This window comes from Knoellia sinensis KCTC 19936 (assembly GCF_000768705.1).
GTDB classification, from domain to species: Bacteria; Actinomycetota; Actinomycetes; order Actinomycetales; family Dermatophilaceae; genus Knoellia; species Knoellia sinensis.
The window spans coordinates 104,508-122,681 of record NZ_AVPJ01000003.1 but is presented as its reverse complement, the minus strand read 5'-3'; the positions used below and the strand labels follow the sequence as shown (position 1 = coordinate 122,681).

At 68.2% G+C, this 18,174-nt stretch carries 20 protein-coding genes; 16 read left to right on the top strand and 4 right to left on the bottom strand.

Going from position 1 to position 18,174, the window contains the following annotated elements:
- The first annotated feature begins 215 nt into the window (after positions 1-215).
- The 3 genes from N802_RS05240 to meaB are packed head-to-tail and all read left to right on the top strand — an operon-like array spanning position 216 to position 5,139.
- Positions 216-1,934: a methylmalonyl-CoA mutase subunit beta gene (locus N802_RS05240; protein ID WP_035913269.1), complete on the top strand. Its 1,719-nt coding sequence runs from the start codon at positions 216-218 to the stop codon at positions 1,932-1,934.
- A complete protein-coding gene (gene scpA / locus N802_RS05235) occupies positions 1,931-4,165 on the top strand; it encodes a methylmalonyl-CoA mutase (protein WP_035913267.1) in 2,235 nt (744 codons plus the stop codon). The genes N802_RS05240 and scpA overlap by 4 nt, the downstream gene beginning before the upstream one ends.
- On the top strand, positions 4,162-5,139 hold the full coding sequence (gene meaB, locus N802_RS05230; protein ID WP_035913264.1) for a methylmalonyl Co-A mutase-associated GTPase MeaB: 978 nt from the start codon (positions 4,162-4,164) through the stop codon (positions 5,137-5,139). Before scpA ends, meaB begins: the two co-directional genes overlap by 4 nt.
- 72 nt (positions 5,140-5,211) lie before the next feature.
- Here meaB and N802_RS05225 read toward each other — a convergent pair whose 3' ends face one another.
- Positions 5,212-6,465, bottom strand: a complete 1,254-nt coding sequence (locus N802_RS05225) for a CPBP family intramembrane glutamic endopeptidase (protein WP_052109460.1) — start codon at positions 6,463-6,465, stop codon at positions 5,212-5,214.
- Positions 6,466-6,640: 175 nt separating this feature from the next.
- Between N802_RS05225 and N802_RS05220 the strand changes: the two genes are divergently transcribed.
- A complete protein-coding gene (locus N802_RS05220) occupies positions 6,641-6,847 on the top strand; it encodes a hypothetical protein (RefSeq protein ID WP_035913261.1) in 207 nt (68 codons plus the stop codon).
- Between the two features lie 24 nt (positions 6,848-6,871).
- Here the strand turns inward: N802_RS05220 and N802_RS05215 are convergent, their stop codons facing one another.
- Together N802_RS05215 and N802_RS20590 are read right to left on the bottom strand one after the other, a co-directional pair.
- Positions 6,872-7,285: a type II toxin-antitoxin system VapC family toxin gene (locus tag N802_RS05215; protein WP_035913257.1), complete on the bottom strand. Its 414-nt coding sequence runs from the start codon at positions 7,283-7,285 to the stop codon at positions 6,872-6,874.
- Positions 7,282-7,554, bottom strand: a complete 273-nt coding sequence (locus N802_RS20590) for a hypothetical protein (RefSeq protein ID WP_052109459.1) — start codon at positions 7,552-7,554, stop codon at positions 7,282-7,284. The genes N802_RS05215 and N802_RS20590 overlap by 4 nt, the downstream gene beginning before the upstream one ends.
- A 296-nt stretch (positions 7,555-7,850) precedes the next feature.
- On the opposite strand from N802_RS20590, the gene infA reads away from it, so the two are divergent.
- From infA to N802_RS05155, 11 genes are all read left to right on the top strand, one after another.
- Positions 7,851-8,072, top strand: coding sequence for a translation initiation factor IF-1 (gene infA, locus N802_RS05205; RefSeq protein ID WP_006946284.1), 222 nt, complete (start codon positions 7,851-7,853; stop codon positions 8,070-8,072).
- Between the two features lie 94 nt (positions 8,073-8,166).
- Positions 8,167-8,280: a 50S ribosomal protein L36 gene (rpmJ, locus tag N802_RS05200; RefSeq protein ID WP_009775928.1), complete on the top strand. Its 114-nt coding sequence runs from the start codon at positions 8,167-8,169 to the stop codon at positions 8,278-8,280.
- A gap of 222 nt (positions 8,281-8,502) precedes the next feature.
- Positions 8,503-8,880: a 30S ribosomal protein S13 gene (gene rpsM / locus N802_RS05195; protein WP_035913820.1), complete on the top strand. Its 378-nt coding sequence runs from the start codon at positions 8,503-8,505 to the stop codon at positions 8,878-8,880.
- A complete protein-coding gene (rpsK, locus tag N802_RS05190; RefSeq protein WP_035902483.1) occupies positions 8,880-9,284 on the top strand; it encodes a 30S ribosomal protein S11 in 405 nt (134 codons plus the stop codon). Before rpsM ends, rpsK begins: the two co-directional genes overlap by 1 nt.
- A gap of 32 nt (positions 9,285-9,316) precedes the next feature.
- Positions 9,317-9,925: a 30S ribosomal protein S4 gene (gene rpsD / locus N802_RS05185; protein ID WP_035913254.1), complete on the top strand. Its 609-nt coding sequence runs from the start codon at positions 9,317-9,319 to the stop codon at positions 9,923-9,925.
- Between the two features lie 155 nt (positions 9,926-10,080).
- Positions 10,081-11,121 carry a DNA-directed RNA polymerase subunit alpha gene (locus tag N802_RS05180; RefSeq protein WP_035913252.1) on the top strand — a complete coding sequence of 347 codons (1,041 nt, stop codon included), beginning with the start codon at positions 10,081-10,083 and terminating at the stop codon, positions 11,119-11,121.
- Positions 11,122-11,148: 27 nt separating this feature from the next.
- Entirely contained in the window at positions 11,149-11,898 is a 750-nt protein-coding gene (rplQ, locus tag N802_RS05175; protein WP_035913250.1) for a 50S ribosomal protein L17, sunset domain variant, read from the top strand.
- A gap of 277 nt (positions 11,899-12,175) precedes the next feature.
- Positions 12,176-12,871: an excisionase family DNA-binding protein gene (locus N802_RS05170; protein WP_035913247.1), complete on the top strand. Its 696-nt coding sequence runs from the start codon at positions 12,176-12,178 to the stop codon at positions 12,869-12,871.
- Entirely contained in the window at positions 12,868-13,605 is a 738-nt protein-coding gene (locus N802_RS05165; RefSeq protein WP_035913246.1) for a hypothetical protein, read from the top strand. Before N802_RS05170 ends, N802_RS05165 begins: the two co-directional genes overlap by 4 nt.
- A gap of 87 nt (positions 13,606-13,692) precedes the next feature.
- Positions 13,693-14,406, top strand: a complete 714-nt coding sequence (locus N802_RS05160) for an HAD family hydrolase (RefSeq protein WP_035913242.1) — start codon at positions 13,693-13,695, stop codon at positions 14,404-14,406.
- Positions 14,403-16,955 (top strand): glycoside hydrolase family 65 protein, encoded by a 2,553-nt coding sequence (locus N802_RS05155; protein ID WP_052109458.1) that lies wholly within the window; start codon positions 14,403-14,405, stop codon positions 16,953-16,955. The genes N802_RS05160 and N802_RS05155 overlap by 4 nt, the downstream gene beginning before the upstream one ends.
- Here the strand turns inward: N802_RS05155 and N802_RS05150 are convergent.
- Positions 16,919-17,221, bottom strand: coding sequence for a DUF2087 domain-containing protein (locus N802_RS05150; RefSeq protein ID WP_035913240.1), 303 nt, complete (start codon positions 17,219-17,221; stop codon positions 16,919-16,921). The genes N802_RS05155 and N802_RS05150 overlap by 37 nt on opposite strands.
- An 80-nt stretch (positions 17,222-17,301) precedes the next feature.
- Between N802_RS05150 and truA the strand changes: the two genes are divergently transcribed.
- A complete protein-coding gene (truA, locus tag N802_RS05145; RefSeq protein ID WP_035913238.1) occupies positions 17,302-18,147 on the top strand; it encodes a tRNA pseudouridine(38-40) synthase TruA in 846 nt (281 codons plus the stop codon).
- Positions 18,148-18,174 lie beyond the last annotated feature (27 nt).

Sequence of the window (18,174 nt, the reverse complement as noted above, 5' to 3'; positions counted from 1 at the left end):
CGCAACCACCCATGACGCTAGACCCGCGGCAGGCTCACTGAGCGAGCGAAAGGCGGCGGACGGCATACGAAGAAGTGGTGTCGAACAACACCGAGAAGTGACGCTGATGTGCGCAAACTCTCGTCTGTCACCCTCCGCGCCGCGGGTAGTGTGACGAGAGGTTCGCAGACCTCGTGAGGTGCGGGCCGACCCGGCGAATCACAAGGAGCAAGTGCATGACGGTGGCCCCGAAGCGGCCTGCGGCGATGACGCTGGCGGCACACTTCCCGGAGCGTACGGAGGCGGAGTGGCGAGACCTCGCCGCCGCAGTGGTCAACAAGGGGCGGTCCGAGGACCAGCTCCTCAGCGCCGACGACGCGGTCGCATCGATGCGCAGCCACCTCGTGGGCGGCCTCGACGTCGACCCGCTCTACACCCGCCCCGCCGACCCCGCGCCTCTGGGCATGCCCGGTGCCATGCCGTTCACTCGCGGCCGCACGCTGCGTGACGCCGACGTGCCGTGGGACGTGCGCCAACTGCACGACGACCCGGACGCCGCAGCCACCCGCAAAGCCGTTCTGGGCGACCTCGAGAACGGCGTGACCTCGGTCTGGCTGCACGTCGGTGCCGACGGTCTCGCCGCGTCCGACGTCGTTGAGGCGCTCGCAGACGTCCGCCTCGACCTCGCGCCCGTCGTCGTCTCCTCGTGGGACGACCAGGTCGCCGCCGCCGAAGCCCTGTATGCCGTCCTGTCCGGTTCCGCTGCCGCGTCCGGCAACCTCGGGCTCGACCCATTGGGGGCTGGAGCCCGCACCGGCGCAACTCCGGACCTCGCTCCGATCGCGGACTTCGTGCGCCGCGTCAATGGCAACGGCGAAATCCGGGCCATCACCGTCGACACCCGCGTGTTCGCCGATGCTGGCGCGACGGTGCCTGACGAGGTCGCGTTCGCTCTGGCGACCGGGGTGGCCTACCTGCGCCACCTCGAGTCCGAGGGCGTCGACGCGGCGGAGGCGTTCCGTCACATCGACTTCCGCGTGACGGCGGGCGCGGACCAGTTCCTGACTGCTGCTGCCCTGCGAGCGCTGCGCCGCACGTGGGCCCGGGTCGGCGAAAGCATCGGCGTCCCGGAGCAGTCGCGCGGTGCGTTCACGCACGCTGTGACGGCCGGTCGGATGTTCACGCGTGACGACGCCTGGACCAACATCCTGCGGAGCACCTTGGCCACCTTCGGTGCCAGCATTGGCGGTGCCGACGCCATCACGGTGCTGCCCTTCGACACGGTGGCTGGTCTGCCGACGGCCTTCTCGCGCCGCATCGCCCGCAACACCCAGATCCTCCTCTCGGAGGAGTCCAACGTCGCGCGTGTCACCGACCCCGCGGGCGGTGCGTGGGCCGTCGAGGCGCTGACCGACGACGTGGCGCAGGCCGCGTGGACCGCATTCCAGGAGATCGAGCGGGCTGGTGGAATGGTCGAGGCTTTGGCGAATGGCGTTGTCGCACAACGCATCTCCACGGCCGTTACCGAGCGCGACGGAGCTCTCGCCACGCGCACCCAGCCCATCACCGGCGTGAGCATGTTCCCGCTGGCAGGCGAGCAGCCGCTCGAGCGCGCCTCCCGCGCAGAGTTGCCGGTCGGTGCCAATGCCCTTGTGCCGCACCGGGATTCGGCTGTTTTCGAGGCGCTCCGCGACCGCTCAGCGGCCTACGCAGCAGAGCACGGTCACGCACCGCGCGTCGCGGTCCCGACCCTCGACGTGCCCCGAGCAGCCGATCGTCGCATCGACGCGGTCAACCTCCTCACCGTCGCCGGCATCGAGGCCGTCGAGCCTGACGGCGACGGCGGCACGGTGGCACTCGGTGCCACCGACAAGGGCTACGAGGGCGTCACCAAGGACATGGACGTGGTCGCCTTCCTCTCCGCCCTCCTTGACCAGACGGGAGCCCCCGCATGAGCACGATCCCCGACTTCAGCCAGGTCGATCTCGGCGACGGTCGCCCGAGTGGTGACGCAGAGGTCCGCACCGTCGAAGGTCAGGCCTGGGTGACGCCCGAGCAGATCGAGGTCGCGCCGCTCTACACCGAGGCCGACCTCGAGGGCCTCGACTTCCTCGAGACGATCCCGGGCGCGCCGCCCTACCTGCGCGGCCCCTACCCGACGATGTACGTCAACCAGCCGTGGACGATCCGCCAGTACGCCGGGTTCTCCACCGCGGAGGAGTCCAACGCGTTCTATCGGCGCAACCTCGCCGCCGGTCAGAAGGGCCTGAGCGTCGCGTTCGACCTCGCGACCCACCGTGGCTACGACAGCGACCACCCGCGCGTCGAGGGTGACGTCGGCATGGCCGGAGTCGCGATCGACTCGATCTATGACATGCGCACCCTCTTCGACGGCATCCCGCTCGACCAGATGTCGGTGTCGATGACGATGAACGGCGCGGTCATCCCGATCCTCGCGCTCTTCGTCGTCGCTGCGGAGGAGCAGGGCGTCACGCCCGAACAGCTCTCCGGGACCATCCAGAACGACATCCTCAAGGAGTTCATGGTCCGCAACACCTACATCTATCCGCCCGAGCCGTCGATGCGGATCATCAGCGACATCTTCGCGTTCACGTCGGAGAAGATGCCGCGCTTCAACTCGATCTCGATCTCCGGCTATCACATGCAGGAGGCCGGGGCGACGCAGGACCTCGAGCTCGCCTACACCCTCGCCGACGGCGTCGAGTACCTCCGCGCAGGCAAGGCCGTGGGCCTCGACGTGGACCGCTTCGCGCCGCGCCTCAGCTTCTTCTGGGCCATCGGCATGAACTTCTTCATGGAGGTCGCCAAGATGCGCGCGGCCCGCCTGCTGTGGGCCCGACTGGTGGAGGAGCAGGGCGCCAAGAACGCCAAGTCCCTCAGCCTGCGCACCCACTGCCAGACGAGTGGCTGGTCGCTCACCGCGCAGGACGTCTTCAACAACGTCATCCGCACCTGCATCGAGGCCATGGCCGCGACGCAGGGCCACACGCAGAGCCTGCACACCAACGCGCTCGACGAGGCGATCGCGCTGCCGACCGACTTCAGTGCGCGCATCGCCCGCAACACCCAGCTCGTCATCCAGCAGGAGTCGGGCACGACCCGCACCATCGACCCGTGGGCCGGATCGGCCTACGTCGAGCGGCTCACCCACGACATCGCCGAGCGCGCCTGGGCGCACATCCAGGAGGTCGAGGCAGCCGGCGGCATGGCCAAGGCCATCGAGGCCGGCATCCCCAAGATGCGCATCGAGGAGGCGGCCGCCCGCACCCAGGCGCGGATCGACTCGGGTCAGCAGCCGGTGATCGGCGTCAACCGCTACATCCCTGAGCAGGATGAGCCGATCGAGGTCCTCAAGGTCGACAACGCGGCCGTGCGGGCTTCGCAGATCGCGAAGCTCGAGCGCCTCCGCGCCGAGCGCGACGAGTCCGAGACTCGGGCCGCTCTGGCGCGTTTGAGCGAGGCCGCCAAGGCCGGTTCGGACGGTTCCCTCGAGACCAACCTCCTGGCCCTCGCCATCGATGCTGCTCGCGCAAAGGCCACTGTCGGCGAGATGTCGCAGGCGATGGAGGAGGCCTTCGGCCGCTACACCGCCGAGATCCGTACGATCGGTGGCGTGTACTCCGACGAGGCAGGCTCCGACGCCAACGTGCGCAAGGCTCAGCAGCTCGTCGACGAGTTCGAGGAGGCCGAGGGCCGCCGCCCCCGCATCCTCGTCGCCAAGATGGGCCAGGACGGTCACGACCGCGGCCAGAAGGTCATCTCGACCGCCTTCGCCGACCTCGGCTTCGACGTCGACGTGGGCCCGCTCTTCCAGACGCCGGGCGAGGTCGCCCGTCAGGCCGTCGAGTCCGACGTGCACGTCGTCGGGGTCTCGTCGCTGGCGGCCGGTCACCTCACGCTCGTGCCCGCACTCCGCAAGGAACTCGACGCCCTCGGCCGTGAGGACCTGATGATCGTCGTCGGCGGGGTCATCCCGACCCAGGACTTCGACGACCTCCGGGCCGCCGGCGCCGACGCGATCTATCCGCCCGGCACGGTCATCTCGTCGGCGGCCATCGACCTCATCGGTGACCTGCGCTCGCGGCTGCATGGCGGCGAGGCGGACGCAACGCCGACGGCCGAGACCGCCGCGGGCAACCAGGCCAACGCCACGAGTGGCGCGTGACCGACGAGCTCTTCGACGGCATCCGCGCGGGCAACCGCGCCGCCATCGCCCGAGCGATCACGCTGGTCGAGTCCTCCCGACCCGACCACCGCGAGAGGGCACGGGTCCTGCTGACCGAGCTCACGGCATACACGGGTTCGGCTGTGCGGGTGGGCATCTCGGGTGTGCCGGGAGCCGGGAAGTCGACGTTCACGAACGCCTTGGGTCTGCGCCTCATCGAGGCGGGACACAAGGTTGCGGTGGTCGCCGTCGACCCGAGCTCGCGGCGCACCGGTGGGTCGATCCTCGGTGACCGCACGCGTATGGCCGAGCTCAGCGCGAGCGACCAGGCCTTCGTGCGCCCGAGCCCGAGTGGACGCCACCTCGGGGGAGTGGCGCGGGCAACGCGCGAGTCGATGCTCGTCCTCGAGGCGGCGGGATACGACGTCGTCATCGTCGAGACCGTCGGTGTCGGGCAGAACGAGATCGCCGTCTCCGAGATGGTCGACACGTTCCTGCTGCTGACCCTGGCGCGGTCCGGCGACCAGCTCCAGGGCATCAAACGCGGCATCCTTGAGCTCGCCGACGTCATCGCCGTCAACAAGGCCGACGGCGATGGGGAGGTCCCGGCGAAGGCCGCGGCCAAGGACCTCACTGCCGCGATGCGGCTCATGCTCCCCGGCGCCGATGTGCGACGCCCGCCAGTCCTGACCTGCTCTGCGCAGACCGGTGCGGGACTCGACGAGGTGTGGGCGGCCGTGCTGGAGCACCGGGCGCACCTCGAGTCGGAGGGCTCGCTCGACGCCCGGCGGGCACAGCAGCAGCAGGACTGGATGTGGGCGCTCGTCGAGTCGCACCTCGAGGAGGCCGTTCGCTCGACACCGGCCGTCAAGGAACGGCGCGCGCAGATCGAGGCGGCGGTGCGCTCCGGCGAGCTGAGCGCCGTCGATGCGGCAGCCCAGATCCTCGACCTCTTCCTGGGCTCCTCCGACTGATTGCCCGACACTGCCCGACACTGCACGCGCTCGCTGCGCTCGCCGTGCAACGCGGGGCAATCAGTCGGACGTTCAGCCGAGGGCGGGGGTGCGCCAGCCGGCGGGTGCGATCCCTCGACGTCGGGCCAGCCACAGCATCGCCGCCGTCACGGTGGCCGTCGCCACGACGTTCATGCCGGCGGACACCGGCGACCCCGCGCTCGCGCCGTCGACGAACGACTCCTCGAGCCCGCCCAGCAGCAGCCCTGACCCCATGATGAGCAGGTTGTTGACGACGTGCAGGGCGATGGCGGCCTCAAGCCCGCCGGTGCGCCAGGCGAGCCAGCACCCGGCCACGGCGAACGACCCGAGCTCGATGATGATCCACGGGTCCGCCGATCCGTGCGCCGCTGCGAACAGAGCAGTCGAGAGCACCATGGTCACGATCAGACCGAGCATCGGCGAGCGGAACCACGCGCCGACGCCCTGCACGAGGCCGCCGCGGAACGCCACTTCCTCACCAGCCGCTTGGAGCGGCGTGGTCAGGAGGGTGATGACGAGCAGGGCGACCCAGTGCTCGGGACGGTCGAGCACCCCCTGCTCGAAGACGAACCACGTCACCGCGAGATAGACCAGCCACAACGGGGTCACGACCAGGAGGCACCAGCCCAGCCATCCCCATCGCATGCGCCCCTCCACCGAGAACACCCGCCACGGGCTGCGTCGGAACCCGACCCACAGGCCGATGAGGGTTGCGGGGATGAGGGATGCGAGCAGCAGGTTGTTGGAGAGCATCCCCAGCGGGTCGAGGACGAAGGCGTCGAGGTTCTCGACATCGACATCCCCGAACAGACCGAGGGGCACGATCGTCACCACGACCGCGACCAACATGACGACCATGGCGACGGCGAGCGCGAGGAGCGGGCGCCACCAGCGGTAGCGAGGCCCGCGCATCTGGTGGACATAGGTCCGCGGCTCGCGCTCGCCCTCCTCGAGTGCCGCGATGCGCTGCCGCTCGGCCTCACCACGGATTCGGTATGCCGCCCGCGCCCGTCCCTGCCCGACGAACCACCCGGGCGGCTCGGTCGGGGAAACGACGACGGGGATGCCCTGGTGCTGGACGGCCCAGCCGGCGCGGCGCACCGGCTCGGCGTCAGCGGACTCGGGCCACGCCATGAACCAGACACCGTCGAAGGCCAGAAGGCGCTGCTCGTCGGCCTCGGCCAAGGTCAGCGGCCACCACTCGAGGTCGGGGGCCGTGCCCTGTGAAAGGGAGCGTGCCCGGCCGAGGGCCTCTTGATGGGCGGGGTTGCCGGGGTTTCCGACGGCGGCGATGCGAACGGTCATGGCGCACAGTCTCGCAACGTCGGCTCGGTGTCGGCGTCAACCCGGGGGAGCGGAGGGCCTACGACTTTGGTCGCGCGGCGGTGGAGCAGTCGTGGCCAACCCTGTGACCTCGTCGTGAGGTCGTCGGTAGTCTCGCCTGTGTCGGGACTGAACGCTCGGGGGGAAGGATCCAGTGGTGCGTGTCCTCATGGCGGGTGTGGTGGGCGCTCTGGCGGTGGTGTTCACCGTGATGTCGCTCATCACGTTGGAGAGGGCCGACGTGATTGAAGGCCACCACCAGCGTTGGCTCGTGCTGATCCTGTCACCGCTCGTCGGGCCCATCGCCGCGACGTCCTACTGGGAGAAGTCCAAGCCTCGAGAGGACGGCGAGCCCACGCACTAGTCGCCAGCGAGGCTGTGCGTGCGCTCAGGTGGCGACGTCTCGCGGGTGTAGCGGGCGGAGTCCGGGAACGGCGACGAAACGCTCGTCGGTCGTGACGACCGTGTCGAACCCCGCCTCCAAGGCGGTCGCGGCAATGAAGGCCTCGCGTCCCCGCGCCCTCGTGGATGCGACCAGGTCCATCGCGCGATCGATGACGACATCGTCGAGACGGTGCACGACGCAGAGGGCGCGGATGACCTCCGTCTGTTCCAGTGCGAGGGGTCGGTCGACCCTCCGCATGCGGTGGAACAGCACTTCCTGGACAGACTCCGCTGCCAGGTGAAGTCGCACGCGCCCGGATTGGGCGTGGTCCATGACGTGCCGACTCGCGTCGCGCAGCGGGCCTACCGCCCCGAGTGCGTCCAGCACCACGGAGGTGTCGAGGAAGAGCGGGGTCATGCGTCGCCGGCCATCCGAGCGATCTCGGCTTCCTGGATGGCCAGCATCTCGTCCCACGTCTCGGCCGGCCCCTCGTCAGGGGGATACGACAGGAGCTTGCGGGCGGCCTCCGCGCGGCGGGCCTGATCGCGCTCCTCGTCGAAGTGGTGGTCGATCGCCAACCGGACGACGGACGCAACGGAGGAACCCCGCTCCTTGGCCTCGGCCTCGAGCCGGGCGTAGCGGGCCTCGTCCAACAGGATGTGGAGCCGACGTTCGAGCGCGCTCATGCATCCAGAATACCTGCACATGCACCTGCGCATATGCATCTTTCGCGCTGACGATGCGATGCGACTTTGTGCCCGATTGGGACAACTCGCTGGCGCTCGCCGTCCCAATCGGGCACAAAGTCGGAGCGGGAGTGGGAGGTGGGCGGACGGCATACGGTCGATTTCGTGCTCAGCGCACCCTCCCGTAGGATGGAGCGTCGGTCTCGTGTGCTCACGCATGCGCGGCCACATTCCCATGGTTTCACTGGTGGCCTCCGGCCGCACCCAGGGTGGGGCCAGCAACGGATTGAGAGGGTATGGCCAAGAAGGACGGCGTCATCGAGATCGAGGGCACCATCGTTGAGGCGCTCCCCAACGCGATGTTCCGCGTGGAGCTCACCAACGGGCACAAGGTGCTCGCCCACATCTCGGGCAAGATGCGCCAGCACTACATCCGGATCCTCCCCGAGGACCGCGTGGTGGTGGAGCTCAGCCCCTACGACCTGACCCGAGGCCGCATCGTCTTCCGCTACCGCTGACCGGGGTCATCCCGCACGCAGTAGCACCCGCAACACCCAGAACGACCCGCTCGGCTTCCGCCGTGTCGGGAGGATCGACAAGACAGCAGAGGCAATGAAGGTTCAGCCGAGCGTCAAGAAGATCTGTGACAAGTGCAAGGTGATCCGCCGCAACGGTCGGGTCATGGTCATCTGCGAGAACCCGCGCCACAAGCAGCGCCAGGGCTGATCACAGAACCCATCCCCGCCCCGGCGAGGACCCTGCACGAAGCCACAGCTTCGAGCACACGCACAAGTGAATGTTGAGAACGCAGCGCCCGACCCCCTTGGTCGTCACCTGAAGAGGTGAGCAAGGGACGTCACCCTCGGCCCGGAGGCCGAGGACCGGACACGAATGCCGGACCGGCGACTGCACCAGACCTCCGGAACACAGAACAGGAACCATCACAAGATGGCACGTCTCCAAGGAGTCGATCTGCCGCGTGAGAAGCGCGTCGAGATCGCACTGACCTACATCTTCGGTGTGGGCCGCTCCAGCTCGCAGAAGGCTCTCGCCGCCACCGGCGTCGACGCCAGCACCCGCGTCAAGGACCTCACCGAGGCCGACCTCGTCGCCCTGCGTGACTGGATCGACGAGAACCTCAAGGTCGAGGGTGACCTCCGCCGTGAGGTCCAGGCCGACATCCGCCGCAAGGTCGAGATCGGTTCGTACGAGGGCCTGCGCCACCGTCGCGGCCTCCCCGTCCGCGGTCAGCGGACCAAGACCAATGCGCGCACCCGCAAGGGCCCGAAGCGCACTGTCGCCGGCAAGAAGAAGGTTGGTAAGTAATGCCTCCCAAGGGCCGTTTGGCCGGCGCCAAGAAGGTGCGCCGCAAGGAGAAGAAGAACATCGCCGTGGGCCAGGCCCACATCAAGTCGACGTTCAACAACACGATCATCTCGATCACCGACCCCACCGGTGCCGTCATCAGCTGGGCCTCGGCCGGCCAGGTCGGCTTCAAGGGCTCGCGCAAGTCCACCCCGTTCGCCGCGCAGACCGCCGCTGAGGCTGCTGCCCGTCGCGCGATGGACCACGGCATGCGCAAGGTCGACGTCTTCGTCAAGGGTCCCGGCTCCGGCCGCGAGACCGCGATCCGCTCCCTGACCGCTGCCGGTCTCGAGGTCGGCTCGATCCAGGACGTCACGCCCTCGCCGCACAACGGTGTCCGCCCGCCCAAGCGCCGCCGCGTCTGAGCGCCTGAGAAGACGGAAAGAGAACTAGAAACATGGCTCGTTACACCGGCCCCATCACCAAGAAGTCGCGTCGCCTCAAGGTCGACCTCGTCGGCGGCGACAAGAACTTCGACCTCCGTCCCTTCCCGCCCGGCCAGCACGGCCGTCGCCGGATGCAGGAGAAGGAGTACCTCACCCAGCTGCAGGAGAAGCAGAAGGCTCGCTTCACCTACGGCGTCATGGAGAAGCAGTTCCGCCGCTACTACAAGGAAGCGGCGAACCGCCCCGGCAAGACCGGTGAGAACATCCTGACGATCCTCGAGTCCCGTCTCGACAACGTCATCTACCGCGCGGGCCTGGCCCGCACCCGTCGTGCCGCTCGTCAGCTCGTGACGCACGGTCACTTCGAGGTCAACGGCAAGCGCGTGGACGTTCCGTCCTACCGCGTGGAGCAGTACGACATCATCACCGTGCGCAAGCAGTCGGTGGAGAAGCTCCCGATCCAGGTGGCGCGTGAGACCTACGGCGAGCGCCCGACCCCGGCCTGGCTGCAGGTCGTCCCGGGTTCGCTGCAGATCCTGATCCACTCGCTGCCCGTTCGCGCGCAGATCGACTCGATCCTGACCGAGCAGCTCATCGTCGAGTTCTACTCGAAGAACTGATTCACAGCTTTGGTATGCCGTGTGCGCGCCTTGCGCACACGGCATACCACAGTGTTTGTCCAGGTCACAGACAGAGGTGAGCTGGGCTGTCGAGCCCTTGTGGCTCGGTCTTCACGAGGCGTCATATAGCGGTCGCCCGTGGGAAGGAAATCACCGTGCTCATCGCACAGCGTCCACTCCTCTCTGAGGACGTCATCTCCGAGAACCGGAGCCGTTTCGTCATCGAGCCGCTGGAGCCTGGCTTCGGCTACACGCTCGGCAACAGCCTCCGTCGCACCCTGCTCTCGAGCATCCCCGGTGCGGCCGTGACGAGCATCCGCATCGACGGCGTGCTCCACGAGTTCTCCACGATCCCCGGGGTCAAGGAAGACGTCACGGAGATCATCCTCAACATCAAGGGCCTGGTCGTCTCCTCGGAGCACGACGAGCCCGTGGTCATGTACCTCCGCAAGCAGGGTGCTGGCGCCGTCACCGCCGCGGACATCGCTCCGCCCGCCGGTGTCGAGGTCATCAACCCCGACCTGCACATCGCGACGCTCAACGACAAGGGCAGCATCGAGATGGAGCTGACCGTCGAGCGCGGTCGCGGCTACGTCTCCGCCGCCCAGAACAAGTCCGGTGACCAGGAGATCGGCCGCATCCCGGTCGACTCCATCTACAGCCCGGTCCTCAACGTCACCTACAAGGTCGAGCTGACCCGAGTCGAGCAGCGCACCGACTTCAACAGCCTCGTCCTCGACGTCGAGACCAAGCAGGCCGTCACCCCGCGTGACGCGCTCGCCTCCGCCGGCAAGACCCTCGTCGAGCTCTTCGGCCTCGCCCGTGAGCTCAACGTCGAGGCCGAGGGCATCGACATGGGCCCGTCGCCGACGGACGCCGCGCTTGCCGCTGACCTGGCCCTTCCGATCGAGGACCTCGACCTCACGGTGCGTTCCTACAACTGCCTCAAGCGCGAGGGCATCCACTCCGTGGGTGAGCTCGTCGGTCGCAGCGAGGCGGACCTGCTCGACATCCGCAACTTCGGTCAGAAGTCCATCGACGAGGTCAAGGCCAAGCTGCACGGCATGGGCCTGGCGCTCAAGGACAGCCCCGCAGGCTTCGACCCGAGCCAGATCTCTTCCTACGACGACGAGTTCAGCTTCTCCGACGCCGACGACGCAGAGGACGCGTCGTTCGCCGAGGACGAGCAGCTCTGACGCTGACCCACATCAAGGAGTAAAGACATGCCTACGCCCACCAAGGGTCCCCGCCTCGGAGGCGGCCCGGCTCACGAGCGGCTCATCCTGGCCAACCTCGTGACCTCGCTGTTCGAGCACGACTCGATCACGACGACGGAGTCCAAGGCCAAGCGCCTTCGCCCCCTCGCCGAGCGCCTCATCACGTTCGCCAAGCGCGGAGACCTGCACGCCCGTCGCCGGGTCATGACGGTCGTTCGTGACAAGGGCGTCGTGCACCGCCTCTTCGTCGAGGTCGCCCCCGACATGGCCGAGCGCCAGGGTGGCTACACCCGCATCACGAAGATCGGTCCCCGCAAGGGCGACAACGCCCCCATGGCGGTCATCGAGCTCGTCCGCGAGCCCGTCGCCAAGAAGGCCACCGTCAAGGAGGCCGAGGGCGCGACCAAGCGTGCCGCCAAGGACGCCAAGAAGGCCAAGGCTGCTGAGGCCGAGGCTCCGGCGACCGAGGCCACCGAGGTCGTCGAGGCCGACACCACGGAGGCTCCGGCCACCGAGGCTGCGGCCGCCGTCGAGCTGCCCAAGGGCGCCGTCGCCTCCAACGAGGACGGCTCCGCTCCCGAGGGTCACCTGGTCAAGGGCAACTCGGACTCGGGCAAGTACCACGTCCCGGGCTCGCAGTGGTACGACATCACCGAGGCCGAGTTCTGGTTCGCCTCGGCCGACGACGCCAAGGCTGCCGGCTTCGAGCCGGCCGGTGGCGAGGCCAAGCAGCAGGTCGAGGGCGACGACGCCTGATCTGCCGCCACACGGCATACGCACAAGGGCCGCTCACCTCATCGCGAGGTGGGCGGCCCTCGTGCATTCCCCGGGGGTGGACCCACGGACATGCAGTGGCGGCGATCGTTGACCTCGTCATGCTGAGGACCAGGAGCCAAAGCCGCCACTGCAGGTCCGCGTGACCCTCCCGTGGAGCAGAGGAGCCGGTACCGACGGTCCCGCATGTCGACCGGATCGCTGCCCGTTGCTTAAATCATGGTGATATCACTATCATTTACGAAACGGGAGGTTCATCATGTCCATGTCGGTCCACGAGGCGGCCGGACGACTCGGCGTCAACGAACAGCGGGTGCGTCAGTTGATCCACTCCGGGGACCTGCGTGCTGAACGCATGGGTCGCGTCTGGCTCATTGCAGACAGTGACGTCGCCCGGCTTGAGCAGCGTCGTCGCTCAGCCGGACGTCCCCTCGGGCCGCTTCGCGCCTGGGCCCTTCTCGACCTCGCCGCTGGGGGCGACGCGCCGTGGCTGCGATCCTCAGCTCGTAGCCAGGTGCGGGCATCCATGCGTCGGATGCAGGAGGCTGATGCAGATCGCCTTCGGGCCGCGCTCCGTGGGCGCAGTCAGATATTGCATTTCGACGCCCACCCGGCTGCTGTCAGGCGACTGGCGGATGGCGACGTTGCCCGGCGGGCCGGACTCGGCCTGGCGGTCGAGCGTGGATTCGATCTTGTGCTGTCCGACGGTGCAGTCGACCAGTTCTACGTGCATCCGTCCCGGTGGAAGGAACTGGCAGTTCAGCTCGCACTCCGGGAGGTGCGGGTGGGTGGCAATCTCGACTTGTTGGTGCCGCACGGCGTCTGGCCCTTCGATGGGAGAGATGGCGTGCCTGATTCCTTCCTCGCCGCAGACCTCTTGGACGCCCTGGAGCCGCGTGAAGTCAGCGCAGGGGCCGAAGCCCTGCAGCAGCTCATTCGGGAGGCAGTGCTGTGAGCGTGACGATCGTCCTGCCGCCTCTGGCAACGCCTGTCGATCGCCTCTGGCACGCGTTGCTCGACCTCTCTGAGCGATCCACCGTGCCGTGGTCACTGGTGGGTGGGCAGATGGTGCTGCTCCACGCTCTCGAGCACGGTCAGGTCCCGCCGCAGATCAGCCAGGACGGCGACATCGTGGCCGACATCAGGGCAGACAAGCGCGCTCTGAACGAGCTGGTTGGGACCCTCGGTCACATGGGCTTCGACGTGGACGGAATCAGCGCAGAGGGCCTGGCGCATCGCTACGTGCACGAGTCGGACGGGAGTCGGGTCGTCGTTGATGTGCTCGCCCCTGAGGGTGTGGGTCGGAGGGCAGATCTGACGACGACGCCGCCCGGTCGCACGCTCGAAATGCCTGGTGGGACTCAGGCGCTGGAGCGAACCGAGGAGATCGCCGTCGAGCATGAGGGCCGGAGCGGAGTGATCCGACGACCAAATCTGACCGCAGCCATCGTGGGCAAGGCGGCGGCAGTTTCACTTCCGAGTCCGGCTCGGCACTACCGAGATCTCGCCCTGCTGTGTGCCCTGATCGATGATCCGTTCAGCATGGCTGCCGGGTTCACGAGGAAGGATCGCCAGCGCATTCGCTCGGCGGTCGCGCTCATGGATGCGCGGCACCCGGCGTGGCCTCTCGTCCCAACAGGGATCCGAACGCAAGGACAACTGGCCTTCGCGGTGCTCTCTTCGGGGTGAGCCGACGTGCGCGCGGACAGGGGCGGACGGCATACGGGACGGCGGTTTGGGTCGCCACGGAAGGTGACACCTCCGTAGGGTGACGCCATGGACTGGAATGCCTATGACGCTGCCCTGTTCGATCTCGACGGGGTCCTGACCCCGACGGCCGAGGTGCACATGCGCGCCTGGGACGAGATGTTCAACGCCTACCTGACATCCAAGGGCATCGACGAGCCCTACACGGACGAGGACTACTTCGCCCACGTCGACGGGCGCCCGCGCTACGACGGCGTCCGCGCGTTCCTCGAGTCGCGCGGGATCGAGCTTCCTGATGGAGACCCCTCGGACAGTCCGGAGGAGGAGACCGTGAGCGGGCTGGGTAACCGCAAGAACGACGCCTTCAACGCGGTCCTCGAGCGGGACGGTGTGGAGGCGTATGCCGGGTCGCTGGCTCTGCTCGATGCCCTCGCCGAGCGCGGAACGAAGATGGCCGTGGTCTCCTCGTCGAAGAACGCACCGGCGGTGCTCGAGGCGGCCGGGATCGCCGACCGCTTCCCCGTGGTCGTGTCGGGGGCGGTCGCCGCGGAGCTGGGGCTGCCGGGCAAGCCGGCACCGGACACCTTCCTCCACGCGGCGCAGGAGCTGGGGGTGAGCAAGGAGCGATCCGTCGTGCTCGAGGACGCGACGTCGGGAGTTCGCGCAGGGCGCGACGGTGACTTCGGACTCGTGATCGGGGTGGACCGGGGCGCCGGAGCCGACGGACTGACCGAAGCTGGAGCGGATCTCGTCGTCCAGGACCTCCAGGAGCTGGTTCCGTGAGGCTCGACTTCGACGGGACCGACCCGCTGGACCGCCAACGTTTCCCCGCGGACGAGTGGCGGCTGGTCGAGACCTTCCCGAGCGACAACGACCTCGGTCTGACAGAGACGCTCTTCGCGATCGGCAACGGCTACCTCGGCATGCGCGGCAACCCGCCCGAGGGGCGACCGTCTGCTACGCACGGCACGTTCGTCAACGGCTTCCACGAGACCTGGGACATCCACCACGCCGAGCAGGCGTTCGGGTTCGCGCACACCGGGCAGACGATCGTCAACGTCCCCGACAGCAAGGTCATGAAGCTCTATGTCGACGACGAGCCGCTGCTGCTGTCGACGGCCGACCTGGTCGAGTACGAACGATCCATTGACTTCCGCGACGGTGTCCTTCGGCGTCACCTCGTGTGGCGGACGCCGTCGGGCAAGGTCGTCCGGGTCGACACGAGCCGGATGATCTCGTTCACTGAGCGGCACCTGGCGATCCTGACGATCGAGGTGACGATGCTCTCCGGCGACGCGCCGGTCGTCATCTCGAGCCAAATCCTCAACCGCCAGGACGGCGCGGACGAATATCAGGACCGCGACGCCATGGCCAAGAAGGACGCAGGGTGGGACCCTCGCAAGGCTGGCGCCTTCACGTCCAGAGTCCTTGAGCCGCAGGGAGACTGGCACAGCGACCGTCGCATGATCCTCGGCTACAAGTGCGCCCGCTCGGGCATGACCCTCGCGGTCGGCGCGGACCACGCGATCGAGACCGACAACGTCGTCGAGGAGCTCCTCGACACCGAACCGGACCTGGGCAAGAAGGTCTATCGGGTCGATGCAACAGAGGGACGCACGATCCGTGTCACCAAGGCAGTGGCCTACCACTCGTCCCGCGGCGTGCCGGCCCGTGAGCTGTTCGACCGGTGCCGCCGCACCCTGGATCGCGTCCGGCGCGACGGCGTCGCGGCGCAGGTCGAGCAGCAGCGCGAGTGGGTGGGGGAGTACTGGCGCAACGCCGATGTCCGGGTGGACGGTCACCCCGAACTCCAGCAGGCCATCCGGTGGAACCTCTTCCAGATCGCCCAGGCGGCCGCCCGCGCCGACCAGCTCGGCGTGGCCGCCAAGGGGGTCAGCGGGAGCGGCTATGAGGGTCACTACTTCTGGGACACCGAGATCTATGTCGTGCCGTTCCTCTCATACACCTTCCCCACGGCTGCCAAGAATCTCTTGCGCTTCCGGGTCAACCTCCTCGACCACGCACGCCAACGTGCCCGGGAGCTCGCCCAGCGCGGCGCCCTCTTCCCGTGGCGCACGATCAACGGGCTCGAGGCCTCGGCCTACTACGCCGCCGGGACCGCGCAGTACCACATCGATGCCGACGTGGCCTACGCCGTGGCGCGCTACGGGGATGCCACGGGGGACTCCGACTTCCTCAGCCGCGACGGGGCCGAGATCCTCGTCGAGACCGCGCGCATGTGGGCGGACCTCGGGTTCTGGCGCGAGGACGGCGGGCGCACGTTCCACATCCACGGCGTCACCGGACCCGACGAATACACCACCGTCGTCAACAACAACCTGTTCACCAATGTCATGGCGCGGTTCAACCTCGAGCGAGCCGCGGCGGCGGTGAAGCAGCTGCGCGAGGGCGACCCGACGGCATACGCCCGACTTTCGTCCCGGCTCCAACTGCGCGAGGAGGAGATCACGGAATGGGAGGACTGCGCGGCGGGGATGGCGATCCCCTTCGACGACGACCTCGGCATCCACCCGCAGGACGAGAACTTCCTCGATCGCGAGATGTGGGACCTCTCGCACACACCGCCGGACAAGCGACCTCTGCTCCTCAACTACCACCCGCTCGTGATCTATCGGTTCCAGGTGCTCAAGCAGGCCGACGTCGTGCTCGCCCTGTTGCTCCAGGGTGACCGGTTCACGCAGGAGGAGAAGCGCCGCAACTTCGAGTACTACGACCCCATCACGACCGGCGACTCGTCCTTGAGTGCTGTCGTCCAGTCGATCATCGCGGCGGAGGTGGGGCACCACCAGCTGGCCATGCACTACTTCCTGTCCGGGCTCTTCGTCGACCTGGCAGACCTCCACGGCAACACCTCGGACGGGGTGCACATCGCCTCGGCCGGTGGGGTCTGGAATGCACTCGTCTACGGCTTCGCGGGAATGCGCGACTACGGTGAGGGACTGCACTTCGATCCTCGTATGCCGTCCGGCTGGCCGCGCTTGTCGTTCCCGATCCGCGTGCGAGACAGTCGAATTCGAGTCGAAGTCGAGCAGGACTCGATCACCTTCACGCTCGACGGAGGTGAAGCCGTTTCGGTCTTCGTTCGTGAGGCTGAGGTCGCGCTGACGCCTGGGCACCCCGTGCGGGTGGCGCTCGCGGACCAAGGGCCACGGCTCACGCACCTCGTGCCCCGCACCCCGGAACCTGTCGTGCGCCCGGACGGGTCCGTCATCACCGTCGGAGTGCCGACCGACCCCGAGACCCTGGCCGAGGAGGCTGCCGCGCAGGCGTCGGCTCAGTCGAGTTCGACCGTCCCGCCGGCGCGCCAGTAGACCCCGTCGCGGCGGTCGAGGAATCCCTCTTCGACGAGATAGCGGCGGAGCGCCGCGTGGTCGGGGTGGCGTCGCTGGAGGATGGTGTTGACGTCAGCCTCCGGGTAGATCTCGCCCAGCCCGAAGTCCTGGGCGATGAGGTCGAGGACGACGAGCCGCTTGGCGATCTTCGTCGGGATCGATGAGAGTCGTCCGTCTGCCCCGACGAAGGCGCGCAGGACGGCGTCACGATGGGCAAGGGCTTCGGTGAGGCTGGGACGGTGCATGGAGTCGAACCTAGACAGCGGCTGGGTCCGACGCCAGCGCGTTCTTCGGAGCGACCCGGCGGTGTCCTAGGCTGCGGGTCATGACGTCGGTGAGGCTGCGGATCGATCTGGCCTATGACGGGACCGACTTCTCCGGCTGGGCTGCACAGCCGGGTCGGCGGACCGTCGAGGGGGAGTTGTCCACGGCGCTCACCACGTTGCTCAGGTCTCCGGAACCGGTGCGGCTCACCGTCGCCGGACGGACGGACGCCGGAGTGCATGCTCGTGGTCAGGTCGTTCACGCCGACGTCGATGAGACCTTGTATGCCGTCTTGCCCGGTCGGTCGTCCCGCTCACCGGAGGAGGCAGCGCGAACCCGACTGGCCGGCATACTGCCGTCCGACATCGTCGTGCGGGAGGTGCGCCGGGCGCCCGAGGGGTTCGACGCGCGGTTCTCGGCTGTGCAGCGGCGATATCTCTATCGGCTGTGCGATCGCACCGGATCGCTCGACCCGCTGCGCCGGCACGACACGGTCGTGCTCAAGGACCCGCTGGACGTGGATGGGATGGATCGCGCCGCACACCACCTCGTCGGGCTGAACGACTTCGCGGCGTTCTGCAAGAAGCGGGACGGTGCGACAACGGTCCGGACCCTGCTCGACTATCGCTGGGAGCGACTCGGCGACGGCACCCTGGCGGCAACAGTCGTGGCGGATGCCTTCTGCCACAGCATGGTTCGCGCGCTCGTGGGTTCCGTCGTGCCCGTGGGGCTGGGGCGAGAGGGAGTCGACTTCCCGCGTGAGGTGCTGGTTGCCCGGTCGCGCGACCCGCGCGTCAAGGTCATGCCGGCGCACGGACTGTCGCTCGAGGAGGTCACCTACCCGCGCGACGCGGATCTGGCCGCGCGGGCCGAGGAGGCGCGAGCTACCCGGACCCTCGACGACTGAGGTTGGCGGGGGCACCCCTTCCCGGAC

Bases quoted from the DNA above. Each gene is read 5' to 3' on its own strand.
- N802_RS05240 (WP_035913269.1), top strand. From the start codon at position 216: ATGACGGTGGCCCCGAAGCGGCCTGCGGCGATGACGCTGGCGGCACAC.
- scpA (WP_035913267.1), top strand. From the start codon at position 1,931: ATGAGCACGATCCCCGACTTCAGCCAGGTCGATCTCGGCGACGGTCGC.
- N802_RS05225 (WP_052109460.1), bottom strand. From the start codon at position 6,465: ATGACCGTTCGCATCGCCGCCGTCGGAAACCCCGGCAACCCCGCCCAT.
- N802_RS05215 (WP_035913257.1), bottom strand. From the start codon at position 7,285: ATGACCCCGCTCTTCCTCGACACCTCCGTGGTGCTGGACGCACTCGGG.
- N802_RS20590 (WP_052109459.1), bottom strand. From the start codon at position 7,554: ATGAGCGCGCTCGAACGTCGGCTCCACATCCTGTTGGACGAGGCCCGC.
- infA (WP_006946284.1), top strand. From the start codon at position 7,851: ATGGCCAAGAAGGACGGCGTCATCGAGATCGAGGGCACCATCGTTGAG.
- rpmJ (WP_009775928.1), top strand. From the start codon at position 8,167: ATGAAGGTTCAGCCGAGCGTCAAGAAGATCTGTGACAAGTGCAAGGTG.
- rpsM (WP_035913820.1), top strand. From the start codon at position 8,503: ATGGCACGTCTCCAAGGAGTCGATCTGCCGCGTGAGAAGCGCGTCGAG.
- rpsK (WP_035902483.1), top strand. From the start codon at position 8,880: ATGCCTCCCAAGGGCCGTTTGGCCGGCGCCAAGAAGGTGCGCCGCAAG.
- rpsD (WP_035913254.1), top strand. From the start codon at position 9,317: ATGGCTCGTTACACCGGCCCCATCACCAAGAAGTCGCGTCGCCTCAAG.
- rplQ (WP_035913250.1), top strand. From the start codon at position 11,149: ATGCCTACGCCCACCAAGGGTCCCCGCCTCGGAGGCGGCCCGGCTCAC.
- N802_RS05170 (WP_035913247.1), top strand. From the start codon at position 12,176: ATGTCCATGTCGGTCCACGAGGCGGCCGGACGACTCGGCGTCAACGAA.
- N802_RS05160 (WP_035913242.1), top strand. From the start codon at position 13,693: ATGGACTGGAATGCCTATGACGCTGCCCTGTTCGATCTCGACGGGGTC.
- N802_RS05150 (WP_035913240.1), bottom strand. From the start codon at position 17,221: ATGCACCGTCCCAGCCTCACCGAAGCCCTTGCCCATCGTGACGCCGTC.
- truA (WP_035913238.1), top strand. From the start codon at position 17,302: ATGACGTCGGTGAGGCTGCGGATCGATCTGGCCTATGACGGGACCGAC.